The 15,069-nt window shown below is 61.6% G+C and carries 16 protein-coding genes; 9 read left to right on the top strand and 7 right to left on the bottom strand.

The genetic code is table 11. The annotated features are described in order from the left end of the window. Nucleotides 1-185 precede the first annotated feature (185 nt). The 4 genes from QHC67_RS06885 to QHC67_RS06870 form a co-directional block, all read right to left on the bottom strand. Nucleotides 186-509, bottom strand: coding sequence for a four-helix bundle copper-binding protein (locus tag QHC67_RS06885; RefSeq protein ID WP_235218991.1), 324 nt, complete (start codon nt 507-509; stop codon nt 186-188). 451 nt (nt 510-960) lie between these two features. Beyond that, nucleotides 961-1,347, bottom strand: coding sequence for a Cu(I)-responsive transcriptional regulator (cueR, locus tag QHC67_RS06880; RefSeq protein ID WP_024018159.1), 387 nt, complete (start codon nt 1,345-1,347; stop codon nt 961-963). Beyond that, nucleotides 1,344-3,713, bottom strand: coding sequence for a heavy metal translocating P-type ATPase (locus QHC67_RS06875; RefSeq protein WP_037529499.1), 2,370 nt, complete (start codon nt 3,711-3,713; stop codon nt 1,344-1,346). The genes cueR and QHC67_RS06875 overlap by 4 nt, the downstream gene beginning before the upstream one ends. 100 nt (nt 3,714-3,813) lie before the next feature. Next, a complete protein-coding gene (locus tag QHC67_RS06870; protein WP_024018161.1) occupies nt 3,814-4,728 on the bottom strand; it encodes an NAD(P)/FAD-dependent oxidoreductase in 915 nt (304 codons plus the stop codon). Between the two features lie 285 nt (nt 4,729-5,013). Here QHC67_RS06870 and QHC67_RS06865 point away from each other — a divergent pair, with 285 nt between their 5' ends. Together QHC67_RS06865 and QHC67_RS06860 are read left to right on the top strand one after the other, a co-directional pair. After that, nucleotides 5,014-5,286: a flagellar biosynthetic protein FliQ gene (locus QHC67_RS06865; RefSeq protein ID WP_088181985.1), complete on the top strand. Its 273-nt coding sequence runs from the start codon at nt 5,014-5,016 to the stop codon at nt 5,284-5,286. 112 nt (nt 5,287-5,398) lie between these two features. Beyond that, a complete protein-coding gene (locus QHC67_RS06860) occupies nt 5,399-6,682 on the top strand; it encodes a hypothetical protein (protein ID WP_024018163.1) in 1,284 nt (427 codons plus the stop codon). Between the two features lie 11 nt (nt 6,683-6,693). Here QHC67_RS06860 and copD read toward each other — a convergent pair whose 3' ends face one another. Both copD and copC read right to left on the bottom strand, forming a co-directional pair. Then, nucleotides 6,694-7,629 carry a copper homeostasis membrane protein CopD gene (copD, locus tag QHC67_RS06855; protein WP_031308578.1) on the bottom strand — a complete coding sequence of 312 codons (936 nt, stop codon included), beginning with the start codon at nt 7,627-7,629 and terminating at the stop codon, nt 6,694-6,696. A 3-nt stretch (nt 7,630-7,632) separates the two neighbouring features. Then, nucleotides 7,633-8,013, bottom strand: a complete 381-nt coding sequence (copC, locus tag QHC67_RS06850; RefSeq protein ID WP_031308579.1) for a copper homeostasis periplasmic binding protein CopC — start codon at nt 8,011-8,013, stop codon at nt 7,633-7,635. A gap of 264 nt (nt 8,014-8,277) precedes the next feature. Between copC and QHC67_RS06845 the strand changes: the two genes are divergently transcribed. The 7 genes from QHC67_RS06845 (at nt 8,278) to QHC67_RS06815 (ending at nt 14,311) form a co-directional block, all read left to right on the top strand. Beyond that, entirely contained in the window at nt 8,278-8,838 is a 561-nt protein-coding gene (locus tag QHC67_RS06845; protein ID WP_239019059.1) for a c-type cytochrome, read from the top strand. Between the two features lie 113 nt (nt 8,839-8,951). After that, nucleotides 8,952-9,233: a hypothetical protein gene (locus tag QHC67_RS06840; RefSeq protein ID WP_024018167.1), complete on the top strand. Its 282-nt coding sequence runs from the start codon at nt 8,952-8,954 to the stop codon at nt 9,231-9,233. Next, a complete protein-coding gene (locus tag QHC67_RS06835) occupies nt 9,230-9,667 on the top strand; it encodes a periplasmic heavy metal sensor (RefSeq protein WP_024018168.1) in 438 nt (145 codons plus the stop codon). The genes QHC67_RS06840 and QHC67_RS06835 overlap by 4 nt, the downstream gene beginning before the upstream one ends. Next, a complete protein-coding gene (locus QHC67_RS06830) occupies nt 9,664-10,233 on the top strand; it encodes an RNA polymerase sigma factor (RefSeq protein WP_024018169.1) in 570 nt (189 codons plus the stop codon). The genes QHC67_RS06835 and QHC67_RS06830 overlap by 4 nt, the downstream gene beginning before the upstream one ends. 95 nt (nt 10,234-10,328) lie before the next feature. Beyond that, complete coding sequence (locus QHC67_RS06825; protein ID WP_024018170.1) at nt 10,329-12,281, top strand: copper resistance system multicopper oxidase; 1,953 nt, start codon at nt 10,329-10,331, stop codon at nt 12,279-12,281. Next, complete coding sequence (locus QHC67_RS06820; RefSeq protein WP_031308582.1) at nt 12,278-13,501, top strand: copper resistance protein B; 1,224 nt, start codon at nt 12,278-12,280, stop codon at nt 13,499-13,501. Before QHC67_RS06825 ends, QHC67_RS06820 begins: the two co-directional genes overlap by 4 nt. 366 nt (nt 13,502-13,867) lie before the next feature. Continuing rightward, the gene (locus QHC67_RS06815; RefSeq protein ID WP_024018174.1) at nt 13,868-14,311 is read left to right on the top strand and encodes a DUF411 domain-containing protein; all 444 of its coding nucleotides are present in this window, start codon (nt 13,868-13,870) and stop codon (nt 14,309-14,311) included. A 73-nt stretch (nt 14,312-14,384) separates the two neighbouring features. Here the strand turns inward: QHC67_RS06815 and QHC67_RS06810 are convergent, their stop codons facing one another. Next, a complete protein-coding gene (locus tag QHC67_RS06810) occupies nt 14,385-15,044 on the bottom strand; it encodes a class I SAM-dependent methyltransferase (RefSeq protein ID WP_024018175.1) in 660 nt (219 codons plus the stop codon). Nucleotides 15,045-15,069: the final 25 nt, after the last annotated feature.

Genomic DNA, 15,069 nt, shown 5'->3' with positions numbered 1-15,069 from the left:
GCAGCCTTAGTTTCGCGCTTTTCAGAACCGCCCCTCCATAGTCGCTGCTGGCATCACTTCATGCCGGCATGTCTTTCATCATCTCGTCGTGATCGGCCGGCACACTCGCCACAAGCCCTTGTACTGCTCGCGCATCGTTCCCTGGAGCCTGGGCACGAACGCGAGCATACCCCGCGCGAAGAAGTTTAGGCGGCCATCTTTTCGCAGGCGTCGGCGCACTTGCGGCACGCGGCCACGCAATCCTCCATGCCGTCCAGGGATTCGCAGCTCGCGGCGCACGCTCGGCAGACCTCGGCGCACTCGCGACAGATATGCTGATGGTGCGACGACTTGCGCGCCATGAAGTCGATTGCGACTTCGCAAATCCTCGCACAGTCGAGCATGATCTTGATATGCTCAGGTGCGGCATGCTGGCCGCCCATTTCAAGGCAATGGTTCATTGCCATGTGCAGGCAGGTCACATGACACTCGTGGCAGGCGTCCATGCAGGCCTGCATGTCGGGGTTCATCTGATGCATCGATCCATCTCCGTCTGAGTCCCCCCACTAGAAGATACGCGCTTTGCGCGATAACCCCTTGCATAAAAATTCCAGCGGCGCTTGCCGGTTCCAGACCAAGCGATGTCGCCACCATAATTCCGCCGGCGAGCGCAAGCGGCGTCAACCGTCATCGTCGAGATCTGGCCCGCGCCCGCGCCCGCGCCCGGCTCTGCTGCCATGTCGGCCATCGGACCCGGAACCTGCTGAGCATGGGAGCGGCCATCTTTTCGGGCGTGACACTCTGCCCGTGGGGGGCCAGCGCGCGCATCGTGCCGATGACGTGCTTCAGCCACACACCCACGAGCCACAGGTCAACGCGATGTACCGTTGCGTACCGACAGCTTCGACAGTGCTTACGACACTCAAATGGGGAGCGACCTGAGGTGCGTCATCGAGGACAAGGCCGAGCCGCCAGATAGGCTCAGGACGCCAGACGCGTGAGTATAGGGCATTCGGGCCGCTCGTCCCCATGGCAGGCATTCGCAAGGTCGAGCAGTGCTTCGCGCATGGCATTGAGTGCATCCGCCTTCCGACCCAGGTCTCCCGCGCGCGATTCCGCCAGAGCCTTGACCTCCGCGCTCGCGCGCTCGCGGTCGGACCAGAGATCAAGCAGCACGCGGATTTCCCCAATGGGAAAGCCGAGATCGCGGGCGTTGGCGATGAAACGCAGGAGGTGCACGTCGGCTTGCGAATAGTCGCGATACCCGCTGTCACGTCGCGGCGGCGACGGGATAAGCCCGATCTTCTCATAATGGCGGATCATGCGCTGCGACACAGCGCTCGCATCGGAGGCCGCGCCGATGTTCACAGCGTCACCCGATTGAGACGCAGCGCGTTGGTGACGACGCTGACGGATGACAGGGCCATCGCCGCAGCGGCGATGACAGGCGACAGAAGGATGCCGAACACCGGATAGAGCAGCCCGGCGGCGATGGGGACGCCAGCGGCATTGTAGATGAAGGCGAAGAACAGGTTCTGGCGTATGTTGGCCATCGTTGCCTCGCTCAGGCGCCGCGCCCGCACGATGCCGTTGAGATCACCCTTGAGCAGTGTGATCCCGGCGCTTTCGATGGCGACATCGGTGCCCGAACCCATGGCGATGCCGACGTCCGCCGCCGCGAGAGCGGGCGCGTCGTTCACCCCATCGCCAGCCATGGCAACGACATGGCCTTCGCGCTGCAGCCGCAGGACGACAGCGCTCTTCTGATCGGGCAGCACCTCGGCTTCAACCGCATCGATGCCTAGTTTCCGGGCCACCGCCTCGGCGGTTGTCCGGTTGTCGCCCGTCAACATGACGACGCTCACGCCCTCTTTTCGCAAGGCGGCCAGCGCCTCCGCTGTGGTTGCCTTGATCGAGTCCGCAATGGCGAGAATTCCGGCGACCCGGCCATCAACGGCCGCGAAAATCGCCGTCGCTCCGTCCGCCCGCAGCTCATTGGCGCGTGCAGCCGCGGCTGACACATCGATGCCATTCTCTTTGAGATAAACGGCGCCGCCCAGAAAGATCCGCTTGCCGTCCACGGTCCCGACCGCGCCCTTTCCGGTAGGCGAGTCAAAGTCGGAAACCTCGGGAACGTCGATGTCACGATCCTTCGCGGCCGCGACGATCGCGAGCGCCAGCGGATGCTCCGACGCCCGCTCGACGCCCGCCGCCAGGCGAAGAAGATCGTGCTCCGAAAAGCCGTCCATCGCCACGATATTCGTGACCGATGGGCGCCCTTCTGTCAGCGTGCCGGTTTTGTCGACGACGATCGTGTCGACCTTTTCCATGCGCTCCAGCGCCTCGGCATTCTTGATCAGGACACCGAGGCCGGCCCCCCGTCCGATCCCGACCATGATCGACATCGGCGTCGCGAGACCCAGCGCGCAGGGACAAGCGATGATCAGCACCGCGACCGCGGCCACGAGGCCATGCGCCAGTCGCGGTTCTGGACCCCATATTCCCCAGATCGCAAAGGAGAGCAGTGCGACGGCAAGCACTGCCGGCACGAACCAGCCCGCAACCTTGTCGGCCATGCGCTGGATCGGCGCGCGCGAACGCTGCGCATCTGCCACCATCTGGACGATCCGCGCCAGCATCGTATCCCGGCCAACCTTGTCCGCGCGTATGACGAGCGATCCTGTTTGGTTTATCGTGCCCGCCACTACATGGGCATCGACCGTCTTCGTCACCGGCATCGACTCGCCAGTCACCATGGACTCGTCGATCGAAGAGCGGCCGTCCTCGACAATCGCATCCACAGGCACCTTTTCGCCGGGGCGGACGCGCAACCTGTCGCCGACCACGATCAGGTCAATCGCGACTTCCTCGTCGTGACCATCCGGCAGGATCCGGCGGGCAGTCTTGGGTGCCAGATTGAGCAGGGCCTTGATCGCGCCCGATGTCCGCTCTCGCGCGCGCAGCTCGAGAACCTGCCCAAGGAGCACGAGGACGGTGATGACCGCGGCGGCCTCGAAATAGATGGCGACCGTGCCATCCATCATGCGGAATGCCGCCGGGAATATTCCGGGGGCAAGCGTGGCCACCACGCTATAGGCCCAGGCGACACCGGTTCCCATCGCGATCAGCGTGAACATGTTCAGGTTTCGCGTCCGAATGGACGCCCAACCGCGCTCGAAAAACGGCCAACCGGCCCAAAGCACGACGGGGGTCGCCAAAGCGAGCTGAACCCACCCTGATATTCGCTCGGGGACGAGTTGATGAAGCGCGGGGAAAAGGTGTCCGCCCATTTCGAGTAGGAATATGGGCACCGTCAGCGCCAGGGCGATCCAGAAGCGCCGTGACATATCGACGAGTTCAGGGCTCGGGCCTGATTCCGCCGTTATGAGCTCGGGCTCGAGTGCCATGCCGCAGATCGGGCAAGGACCGGCACGATCTTTTCGGATCTCCGGGTGCATCGGACAAGTCCAAATCGTGCCAGGTTCTGCGGCCGTGGGCGTGTCGCCCCCGCTCGACAGATATCGTTCCGGCTCGGCGACGAACTTCGCCCGACATCCGGCACTGCAGAAGTGAAACTCCTGGTCGCCGTGTGAGGCATGGTGCGCGGTCGCGCCGGGATCGACCATCATGCCGCAGACAGGATCCTTCGCTGTCGTCGGACCTTGCGGCTCGCGGTGCTTTCCAGCGCAACAGTTATGCGCACCAGATGTGTTCGCGGAAATAGGATCGGTCATGGCTCGTCTCCTTGTCGACGCTAAACAATCTGGGGTCTGACATCGTGTCAGGGTCAAGGCCCCGGTTCAAATATTCTGTCCGCCAGACGCTGGAGCCTGATTATTCGAGCAAGAGATTGTGGATCGCGGTCGCTGCCTTGGCCGCCTGACCCGCCGCGACGGCAATCTGGTCCAACCCTTCGACGACGTCGCCGGCAGCGAACAGGCCGCTGATCGATGTTCGCTGGTGGTCGTCGACGATGATGCAACCCGACGCGCTCAACGAAGCACCGGCTACCCGCGCGAGCTCTGATCTTCCGGAACTTCCGAGCGCGACATAGAGCGTATCGAAGCTGAGCGATTGGCCATCGGACAGGCGCACGAGAACATCATCATCGTTTATCGATAATGTTTGTATGGCGGCACGTTCGACCGCAATTCCGCCGTCCGCAAGATCAGCTTGGTCGGCAAGAGAAAGCTGCACGGATTCTTCAGTGAGCAGGGTAACGGTTTCGCTGTAGCGCCGCACGAAGATCGCCTCGGCCGCTCCATGCTCCGAGCAGCCCAGGACTGCCACGCGCTTGCCGCGCACCTCGTACGCATCACAAATTGGGCAGTAGCGGATGAGGCCGCGCGAAACGCCTCTGTCATGTGCAGCTTGGGCGAGGTTGGGTCGGTGGTTTGCAACGCCCGGCGCAAGCAACACCGTCCGCGCCTCGAGGGTGCGGGAACTCATGCCCACGGCAAAGCCTGTCTTGGACTGCATGATACCGAGGGCCACGTCACTGACCAATTCCGCACCGTAGCCGACAGCGTGCTGACGCATACGCGACAACAACTCCTCACCAGATATCCCTTCCGGGAAGCCGATGAGATTATGCGTCGTGGGAATGCTGGCGGCACGTCCGGCCCCGGCGTCGATAACCAACGTGGCACGCAGAAATCGACCCAGGTAGGTGGCAGCTGTCAGGCCTGCGGGGCCTCCGCCAATGATAATGCAGTCGTACATGCGCACCTCGCCGACGGTGATCCTCATTTCTATTACGCGCGCTCGCCCATCTTCCCTCGCATGCCCTTCGATGTTTTGAAGAAATTGCTGGCCGGGGCGAGGGGTGCGCGCCGCCGGTGCGTAAGTCAGTAGTAGCCCGTCGAGAGACTCGATGGGCCATTCGGGAGCCCACGGGTCGCAGCGTGGAGCGGGGCGAGCGTCCAAGGGAAGACCTGATCGAACCAACGATCATCCGCTTGGCCGTTCGTCCCGCGATGGGCGGAACTGTTGGCTCCTTGGCACTTGCGAGCGCAAGTGCAGGGGGAGGTATAAATGGAGACCTACAGTCCTTTTTCTGTGTCGATGGGACGTGCGCTTTGGGTCATGGCCATGGTAGCGGGACCGCCTTTGATCATCATGGGTGTCGTGGGGCTGGTCATCTCGATTATTCAAGCCGCGACGTCGATCAACGAGCAAACGGTCAGCTTCGTGCCTAAATTGCTCGCGCTGCTGCTATTCCTGGTCCTCTTTGGTGCCGCGATGGGAGCATTGCTTGTCGATTATACGCGCGACCTCCTCATCCACATTCCAGACGACATCCAGTGAACAGCGAGGCAATCGACTTCCGCATGGCGTGGCAGGGATCAGGAATCTGGCCTGCCGTCGACCACAATGCTAGCCTCTCGAGCTCATCGAGTAATCGACAAAGGGGGACGGTTTGGCGGATTTTGAATTGCTGGCACGGCAACTCATTCAGCGATGGAAGGAAGATCCGAACGCGACCTATCAGAGCTGGTTTTTGTGGGACGAGCGGATCAAGAATTTCCGCTCCATCCGCCGCGGTCTGGCCCAGGTGGTCGCCGAGATCGAGACGGGACGATTTGGCGTCGCTTATCGCGGCTCGTCGCTGGAAACCGTGGTTCATTCGGTCGCGGAACAACGGCAGATCTTCAAGGGGGCAGATCATGCCTTTTTGTGGAAGCCAAAGCTGCGGATACCGGACATTTATGAGAACGCGGCGCATCAGCGCGCCTTTGGCCGGTTGCTGGATCACTGCGCGTGCTGCGATACGGCGGAAGAAATTATTTCCGGCATCCATACGATCGACCGGCTGAACATTAAGGGGCTCGGGCCAGCGGTCGCCAATCTCCTGTATTTTCTGCATCCGACGCTGGTGCCGCCGTTCAACACGGCGATCGTTAACGGGTACAACAAGCTCACGGGCGGAAAGGTCAAGCTGGGGAGTTGGCCGCATTTCCTGGCAATGCGGTCGGAGGTTCTCGATCTCAATGAACAATTCCGGGATCTGCTGTCCAACGATCTTGGCGCCATTGGCGGTCTATTGTTCGACATCGGCTCAGGCCGATATCCGGCCCCGCCCCGCGGTGAGGAGGATCAAAGCGCTAGCGGCTGGACAGCTCGTCTCGAGCAAGCCCGGGCAGAAGCGCAGAACCTCAATAAGGCTGTTCAGAAGCAGGGCGAAAGCGATCGCACCCATTCGGAAATTCAAGCCTGGCTCCGCGATATCGGTCGGGCGCTTGGCTATGATGTCTGGATAGCGGCCAATGATCGCGGCCGTCTTCATAACGGGATACGCCTTGGGGAGGGGTGCCTTGAAAGCTTGCCAGCTTCCATTTCCACCTCGACCGGCGGCGACGCCATCCGCCTGATCGATGTGTTGTGGCTCGAACAGGGCGGTGATCGTGTTGCGGCGGCTTTCGAGGTGGAGCACTCGACTTCGATCTATTCCGGCATAGTGCGCATGCTCGACCTGGCCCTGAGCGGGAGCGCACTACACGCAACCGCTGGGCTGTTCCTCGTCGCCCCGGACGCCCGAGAAGCCGACGTGCGGGCGCAACTGGCGCGCCCCGCCTTCAGCCGTGTCGCCGATCTCGAGATCGCCTATCTTCCCTATGGCGAGCTGGAGCGGCACAAGGAGGCAATTTCGCGGTTCGGATCAGGGCTGAAGGCGATCAAGGCCATAGCCCGCACACTGCCCTAAAAATCTCTCACTCACATTCCCGATGCTGGTGGCGCAAGCAGCCCAAGCCACGCGACCAGCGCGAGGATCGCGATTGCGCAACTGCTTTCGATCAGGAGGCTCCGGCGTAATGCTCCGACTGCGGCTGCGCCCTCTCCGCGCTCCAACGCAGCCGCGAGCGCCGGCGTCAGAAAAAAGCGGTTCGCCGCGGCCAGGAGGAGCATCGCACCGAAAAGCAGCAACTTGCCTAGAAGCAGGATGCCATAGAGGGTGGTGAAAAGTGCGCCGAGTTTCGATGGCCCAATCAATATCCAACTATTTACGAGGCCCGAGACAATCAGCAGGCCGACGACAATCGAGCCAACTCTTGCAAATCCGTCCAATGCCCGGTGGGAAAGATGGATATGCTCGGCCGCCATGCGCGTAGCGGACCGGAAGATCAGGAGACAGAGGCCACATAGCGCCCCTATCCAGGTCCCGGCCGCCAGCAGATGGGTGATGTCTGCGGCCAGGTGGAGCCAGCCAAGTGCGCCTTCATCGGCGGCTCCATGGCCGGTCCACGCCAGCGTAGAAAGTGCCACGGCGGCCGTGATCGAGAGCGAAGCCAATGCGAAGGTCGGCCGCTGCCATCCCACGATCGAGAAATACAACACTAACAGGAGAGCGGCGATACGCAGCTGCCAAACGGTGCCGATCGTCGTGCCCGAGATTACCAGGCTGACCGTCGCGCGGTCGACCTCGCCGATGGCGACTCCGCCCATCGATGCGGCCAATACCATGACGCCCAGGATCGACAATCCGATGCCGACCAGAGCGATGGTGGCGAGAACGGGACGGAAGCGCAGGACCGAGCCGGATTGCCGCTCGGCCCCGCGCAGCGTGTAGAGCCCGAACATCGGCAGCCCAAACAGGAGCATGAGATCAAGATATAGCCCCAGCCTGACGGCGGTCGCTACCGTGTCTGGCACCCCTTACTTGACCTTGAACGTGTAGCTGCCCTGGACGCGATGCGTGTCGGTGGACACGATGTGATAGTCGACCTTGTACGTCCCGGCAGACAGCGGCTTGGCGAAGGTCGCAACAAGCGTCTTGCCATCGGGGGCGAGGGCAACCTTGACGCCATTCATCTTCATCGGCCCCATCTTCATGCCGGGCATTTCGGTCATGGTCAGGTCGATGCCGGAAAATTGAGCAACGAGCGCCTCGGAAAAAACGAGCTGAACTTTTGTAGGGGCGGTGACCACCGCGTCGGCGGCGGGCATCGCAGTCGCCAGCCTGGGGTGTGCCTGAGCGGCCGTGGCTACGATTGCAGAGGCGGCCAGCGCAACCGCAAAAACTGTCTTACGAAACATCGATTTCTCCATGCGCGGCGGTACTGCCGACAATTCGAATTACGCACGGCCGCCCGTGACCCCTCAACGATGCCGCCACAATTCTTAGGCGAGCGCCGCACCCGACCTTCTGAGTTCGGTGAACGAGGATGATTTTCATAGGCCATGAGGGGTCGAGGCGCCCCGCGCGTATGATCAAGTGGACGGCTTGGACACACCGGTCGCCCGAGATTTTGTGGGGAGGATGCAATGGCAGATCCGCGGATGACAGGCATAAGGCGGCATTTGCCGAGCGGCCCCTTTCTTGCGATCGCGGCACTCGCCGTCGCTGCGGTCGGCGGTGTGGTGGTGTATGTCGGTGCATATGACATCGGCGCCGACTCGCCGCATAGCCGGCCTATCTACTGGATGATCGAGCAATTCCGGGATCGTTCTGTCGCTGTGCGCGCACGTAATGTCGTCGTCCCTGGCAATCTGATGGATGTAAAGCGCCTAGAGAGCGGCGCGGGGCTCTACACGGAGATGTGCAGTGGCTGTCATCTAGGGCCGGGCCTCGAGAAGACAGAGATCAGCCAGGGCCTGTATCCACGAGCCCCAGAGCTATTCCGGGAGCCACAAAGGTCGGCCAAGGAGCAGTTCTGGATGATCAAACATGGCGTCAAGCTCACGGCCATGCCGGCGTGGGGGAAAACGCACAGCGACGATTTGATTTGGGATATGGTGGCTTTTGTTCGTCAGCTACCGAAGATGTCGGCTGCGCAATATCAGGCCGCTGTCGCCAGCGCGCCGGAAGATCATGATGCGATGATGAAAGACATGCCAGGTATGGCGAAGACGGCGCCTTGAATGGGTACTTGCGTCGGTCAGCGCGAGATATCGCGTCGCGTGCTGCCGGGTGACCAGGCATTGGGTAGCGTCGTCAGGCGCCAACGGGTGAGATCGAATGATGGGAATAGACGATGAACATTGACCTTGACGGGCTTTTGAGCCGCTTGCGCACCGACGCCGTTCACCCAGGGCTTTCCGGTCTGGAGGAGGCTGTGTTCAGGCGCATTGCGGCGCGTCCGCAAGTTTCCACCGCGCAGCAGCTGACCCTTGGCATGGTGGCGGCGTTCGGCGCTGTATTGCTCGGCGTCGCCAGCAATGGTCTTGCAACGCCGGCCGAAGCGTCCGTGACATTATCTCCATTTGGGCCGTCCAATCCGCTTGCGCCATCGACGCTGTTGGTGGGATCGCGATGAAGGCCAAGCTGCTTTTGCTGGTCGCAGTGGTGGCCTTTATCGCGGCGGTCGCTGGCGTCTTTCTGGGCCGGTATTTCTTTCCGCAACCGGTGGCTGCGGGTGTCGAACTGCATGAGGTGTTGCACGGAAAACTTGATCTGGACGCTCGTCAAAAGAGCCAGATCGATCTTCTTGAACAGCGTTTTGCTGTCCGCCGGCGGGCACTCGAACTTGAATTGCGGGCCGACAACGCACGGCTTGCAGATGCCATTGAAGCCGAGCACGGCAACGGTCCGCGGGTAACAGCCGCTGTCGATCAATCACACCAGGCAATGGGCGAACTTCAGAAAGAGACGCTTGGCCACATCTTCGCCATGCGCCAGATCCTGCGCCCGGATCAGGCCAGGACGTTCGATCAGGCGGTGGTTCATGCGCTCACCGACGACGTACGGTGAGTCTGGATCTCAAGGCGTGTTCGGACGGTGAACTCGCGGCGTTGACCTTGGGTGGTCGCCAGGCGGCGTTCGCCGAGATTATGCATCGCCATCAGACACCGATTTTCCGTCTGGTTCGCGGTCTCGTGGTCAACGCGGACGAGGCGCTTGATCTGACGCAGGATTGCTTTGTCTCCGCCTTCGGCCATTTGCAGAAATATGATGGCGATCGCCCGCTGCGCGCCTGGCTGTCGCGCATCGCGATCAACAAATGCCGAGATTGGCGTCGCCGGCAGAAAGTGCGGCGATTGTTCACTTTCGGAGCGGGTCCAACAGAGCAGGAGCGCGAAGCGGTCCCGGACGATAGCCCCTCTGCCCATGAAACGGTCTCGGGAAGGATGGAGCTCGCACGCCTCAATGCGGCGATCGCACAGCTTTCGGCTCCGTTGCGCGAGGTACTCTTGCTGAGGACGGTAGAGGGAATGACCCAGGCGGAAACTGCGGCCGCGCTTGCGATCAGTGGCAAGGCTGTCGAGACGCGCCTGTACAGGGCTCGAAGCCGGCTCGCGGAAATATTGGCGGATTGATGAGGGGTCCGCCCAGGTCGTGCGTAAGCCTCAGAGAGTATGGTGCATAAGGCGTTCGCTGAGCCTTGCGCCTGATTTTGAACAAGGGAGACGACATGAGCCCGGTATTGACCCGCCGCGATTTAATCCGGGGAGCCTCGCTTGCTGGCGGTGGCTTGGCATTGTCCGCGTGGATGCCGGCATGGGCGCAGCCCGTATCAACCGGCATCGCGACGCCGCTCCCGACGGTTTCCGGCAATGACATCGAGCTTAAAATTGCTCAGCAGATGATGACGATCGACGGTCGGAAAATGCGGGCCATTGGCGTCAACGGCACAGTTCCGGCGCCGTTGATCCGGCTGCGCGAGGGACAGACTGTTCGCCTGCATGTGACCAACGATCTCGATGAGGATAGCTCGATACACTGGCATGGCGTGCTGGTGCCGCCGCAATTCGATGGCGTGCCGGGTATATCCTTCCCGGGCATTCGGCCCAAAACCACTTTTGTCTATGAATTTCCGATCATCCAGAACGGCACCTATTGGTATCATAGCCATTCGGGCCTTCAGGAGCAGCTGGGGCATTATGGTCCGATCGTGATCGACCCTGCCGGTGTTGACCCGGTGAAATATGACCGCGAGCATGTCATCGTGCTGGCCGATCACAGCGCCATTTCGCCAGAAGCGATCTTTCGGGCGATGAAAGTGGACCCCGGGCATTTCAACTTCCAGCGCCAGACGCTTGCCGGTCTGCTGTCCAAGCGCGACCAGGCTCTGAAGGATCGCCTCGATTGGGGCAAGATGCGGATGGATCCAACCGATATTTCCGACGCGACGGGTTCGGCTTATACCTACATCGTCAATGGCTACGGGCCTCGAGACAATTGGACCGCTCTGTTCACGCCGGGCGAACGCGTCCGGCTGCGCTTCATCAACGCCTCGGCGATGACGACCTTCAATGTGCGGATACCGGGCCTCCCGCTGACGGTGGTGCAGGCTGACGGCCAGAATGTGCGGCCCGTGATGGTCGAAGAATTCCAGATCGGAGTGGCTGAAACCTACGACGTGATCGTTACTCCGCCCGATGATCGCGCCTACACGCTGGTCGGTGAGGCCATCGACCGTTCAGGCATGGCGCGGGCCACGCTCGCGCCGCGTGCTGGGATGACGGCCGAAGTGCCGCCGCTGCGTGAACGGCCGCTCGCCACGATGAAAGACATGGGCATGGACATGTCATCGATGCCGGGCATGGAAGGCATGGACATGTCCGGAGGCGGCATGTCGCCGATGCGGGGCGTCGACCCGACTGCGGAGAAAAATGCCTCGGCGAAGCTGACGGTGGCTGGTGCCGGGGCCATGGCCATGGGCGCGGCTCCTGGCGGGACCGCCATGGCGGGCATGGATCATTCCAATATGGCGGGCATGGCGGCAGGCGGGGGTGCGATGGCCGGCATGGATCACAGCGCCATGGCGGGGCAGCCGGGCATGGATATGGGCTCCATGGAAATGGGGCCGATGAACATGCGTGACTTTTCAAAAGCGCCGCAGGTCAAAAAGTCACCGGGCGTGCAGACGATCTCGCCTATGCCGATGGACCGCACCGGAGAGCCCGGTCAGGGTCTCGAGAATGTCGGCCACAAGGTTCTCGTTTACAAGGATCTCATGGCGCTGGAGCGCAATCCTGACGTGCGTGCTCCGGACCGCAGTCTCGATATCCATCTCACCGGCAACATGGAGCGGTTCATGTGGTCGTTCGACGGCGAGAAGATGTCGGATGTGCATGACCCGATCCCCTTCATCGAGGGTGAGAGGGTTCGGATCAATCTGATCAACGACAGCATGATGGGTCATCCGATCCATATCCACGGCCACTTTTTTGAACTGGTCACGGGTCATGGCGATCATGCGCCGCGCAAGCACACGGTCATCGTGCAGCCGGGCGGGAAGGTCACATGGGATTTTACCGCTGATGCGGTCGGCGACTGGGCGTTCCACTGCCATCTTCTCTACCACATGCACGCCGGGATGATGCGCGTCGTCAGTGTGCGGCCGAAGGGAGACGCAGCATGAAGCGCGTTTTGACGACACTGCTCGGCGGGTCGGCGATGTTGCTCGCCATTCCGGTAACCGCGCAAGCCCAGTCGATGCAGGGCATGGATCATTCCAGCATGCCCGGTATGGCGATGCCCGCGAAAAAACCGGCTTCCCCCAAGCCTGCCAAAAAGCCTGCGGCAAAGAAGCCGGCTCCTAAAAGGGCCGCGCCGGTCAGAGTGGCCCCGGCAAAGCCCGCGGCTCGCCAGGATATGGAAGGCATGGATCATTCGACCATGCCTGGAATGGCGATGCCTCAGCCGGGACCAGCAGCCGCGGCAACGGCGCCGACTATGGACCATGGCGCGATGCCGGGCATGGATATGGGCAACAGCGGTTCTACACCGATGGCTGGCAGCATGCCCGGCATGAATATGTCCGGGGATCATGGTGGCCACGATATGGCTGCCATGCCGGGCATGGAAATGACCGGAACCGCACTCCCGGCCGGAAATGCCCCTGCGCCAAAGCCTCCCATGGACCACTACGCCGATCGGCAGTTCCCGCCCGCTGCGATGACACAGTCGCGAATGGCTATGATGCACGAGCAGGGGGGGCAAGCCTTCTATCAAATCATGTTCAATATCGCGGAGTATCAGGTTCGCAATGGGCGTGACGGCTACCGCTGGGATGGAGAGGCTTGGTATGGCGGGGACGTCAATCGGTTGACGCTGAAGAGCGAGGGCGAGGGTGTCCTTGGCGGTCCTGGCGGATCGTTCATGGAGACCGCCGAGGTCCAGGCGCTCTACAGCCGGGCGATCGATCCGTATTGGAACCTCCAAGCTGGCGTTCGATACGATTTCAAGCCCAATCCGTCCCGAACATACGCTACTGTCGGGGTGGAGGGCCTCGCACCCTATTGGTTTGAAACCGAAGCGGCTCTATTCCTTTCCAACAAGGGTGAAGTTCTCGGTCGTGTTGAGGGTTATTATGACCAGCGCATCACGCAGCGAATCATTCTGCAGCCCCGAATTGAACTGAATCTCTCCGCGCAGGACGTGCCTGAGACACGGATTGGGTCTGGAATCTCCAACGCCGAGTTCGGATTGCGCCTGCGCTATGAGATCCGACGGCAGTTTGCGCCTTACATTGGCGTATCCTACGATCGAAAACTGGGCAAAACTGCCGACTATGCAAGGGCTGATGGTGAACGCATTAAGGCGACCAGCTTCGTCATTGGTGTGAGGACCTGGTTTTGAGCGTTGTCAGTGGAGTCAACGAAGGGGACGTAACATGATGAAAACGTGGATGCGAGCCTCGCGGTGCAGACGATAGTCGGCAGCACGGCCATGTATCTTGTCATGTTCTTCGTGGACGACAGGCTCGGCAGCTCTACAACAATCTGAACATGTTCTGCATGTCCCAGAGATGGTTGCGCTGAGAAAGGTCGCCAGGCGCCGTATGTTGGCCCAGAGGGATAAAGCTGCGCTGTGCAATGAGTTTATTCGGTCCCAGAGACAGGAAATTGACCAGGTGAAGGCGCTTCTTGCCCGCAATATAGTGTCGCAAGAGTGGTGCTATCGGCTCGACCGGCAACGCGCCTGCATGAAATCGAAGGAGCTACCATGATCAGCATCCGTACCCTCGCCGCCGCTTTGGCACTTGCCGTTCCGGTCGCAGCGATGGCGGCGAACCCGATTGTGGTTCACCGCGATCCTGGCTGCGGTTGCTGTGAGAAATGGGCGGCGCAGGTACGCGCGCAGTTCGGCCGGCAGGTGCAGATCATCGACGATGCCGGCCGCGCCGGCTTGAGCAGGCGTGCCGGCGTGCCCTCAGACCTGGCTTCTTGTCATACCGCCACCATCGACGGGATGACCTTTGAGGGCCATGTTCCGATCTCCGACATGAAGCGCGTGCTGGCCCAGCATCCCAAAGGCGTCACCGGGCTCGCCGTTGCGGGGATGCCGATGGGATCGCCGGGCATGGAGATGGCAGGCATGAAGGGCCAGCCTTACGATGTCATCGCCTTTGGCCCCGAAGGGCGTCGCGTCTTTGCGCACCACAGTTGATCGCAGGCATCGACGCTTCGCTGATTCCGAAGCCATCGCCGGGTGGGTGTTGGTCTCGTCTTGCCGCCCGGTGTCAGAACGGCTTGCGCCCGGTATAGAGCGAGATCGAGCCGGTCGGCGTCTGGACGACGCGAACTTCGGCGACATTTTCGAAGCCGGCGTCGGCGATGAGCTCCGGCAGGATGCCCTTTGCGTTGAGCCCGGTGCGCTCCCAGCCGTCGAGCGCCTGCACCTGACGAAACAGCGTTCGCATCAACAAGGTACGCTGAAGTCCGTAATCGGCAATCGCCACGAGGCCACCTGGGCAAAGCGTTCGTGCCATGGCCCGAAGGATGGCCGATTTCACCGGCAGGTCGCATTGATGCAGCACGAGGCTCGACACGATCTTGTTGGCGATCGTGCCGACCAGGACGTCGACCTGGTCGCCGAAACCTCGAACCCACTCGCTTTCTACGCCGGCCGTTTGTGCCTTTTGCCGCGCCAGCGCGAGAGCGGCAGGATCCGGATCGACCCCGATCACGCGTGCCGTGGGGACAGCCTGTTTGATCGCGATCAGCTGCGAGCCCGTGCCGGCGCCCACATCGACGATGACATCGCCCGCCTCGGGTGCAATCGACTCGAGCAATGCGCTGCGCCACCGACGCTCGCGGGTCATGACCGCAATCACCCGGTCATAGTCGCCCGTCAGGCCAGACAGCCCGAGTGCGGGGACGAAGGTTGGACTGTCATTCACCGTTATGCCTCCATGTGCTTCATGG

This window comes from Sphingobium sp. (assembly GCF_033795625.1).
In the GTDB taxonomy this organism is placed as follows: Bacteria; Pseudomonadota; Alphaproteobacteria; order Sphingomonadales; family Sphingomonadaceae; genus Sphingobium.
This window is presented reverse-complemented; position numbering and strand designations above follow the sequence as displayed.

Bases quoted from the DNA above. Each gene is read 5' to 3' on its own strand.
- QHC67_RS06885 (WP_235218991.1), bottom strand. From the start codon at position 509: ATGAACCCCGACATGCAGGCCTGCATGGACGCCTGCCACGAGTGTCAT.
- QHC67_RS06825 (WP_024018170.1), top strand. From the start codon at position 10,329: ATGAGCCCGGTATTGACCCGCCGCGATTTAATCCGGGGAGCCTCGCTT.
- QHC67_RS06865 (WP_088181985.1), top strand. From the start codon at position 5,014: ATGGAGACCTACAGTCCTTTTTCTGTGTCGATGGGACGTGCGCTTTGG.
- copC (WP_031308579.1), bottom strand. From the start codon at position 8,013: ATGTTTCGTAAGACAGTTTTTGCGGTTGCGCTGGCCGCCTCTGCAATC.
- QHC67_RS06870 (WP_024018161.1), bottom strand. From the start codon at position 4,728: ATGAGGATCACCGTCGGCGAGGTGCGCATGTACGACTGCATTATCATT.
- QHC67_RS06815 (WP_024018174.1), top strand. From the start codon at position 13,868: ATGATCAGCATCCGTACCCTCGCCGCCGCTTTGGCACTTGCCGTTCCG.
- QHC67_RS06820 (WP_031308582.1), top strand. From the start codon at position 12,278: ATGAAGCGCGTTTTGACGACACTGCTCGGCGGGTCGGCGATGTTGCTC.
- QHC67_RS06875 (WP_037529499.1), bottom strand. From the start codon at position 3,713: ATGACCGATCCTATTTCCGCGAACACATCTGGTGCGCATAACTGTTGC.
- QHC67_RS06840 (WP_024018167.1), top strand. From the start codon at position 8,952: ATGAACATTGACCTTGACGGGCTTTTGAGCCGCTTGCGCACCGACGCC.
- QHC67_RS06835 (WP_024018168.1), top strand. From the start codon at position 9,230: ATGAAGGCCAAGCTGCTTTTGCTGGTCGCAGTGGTGGCCTTTATCGCG.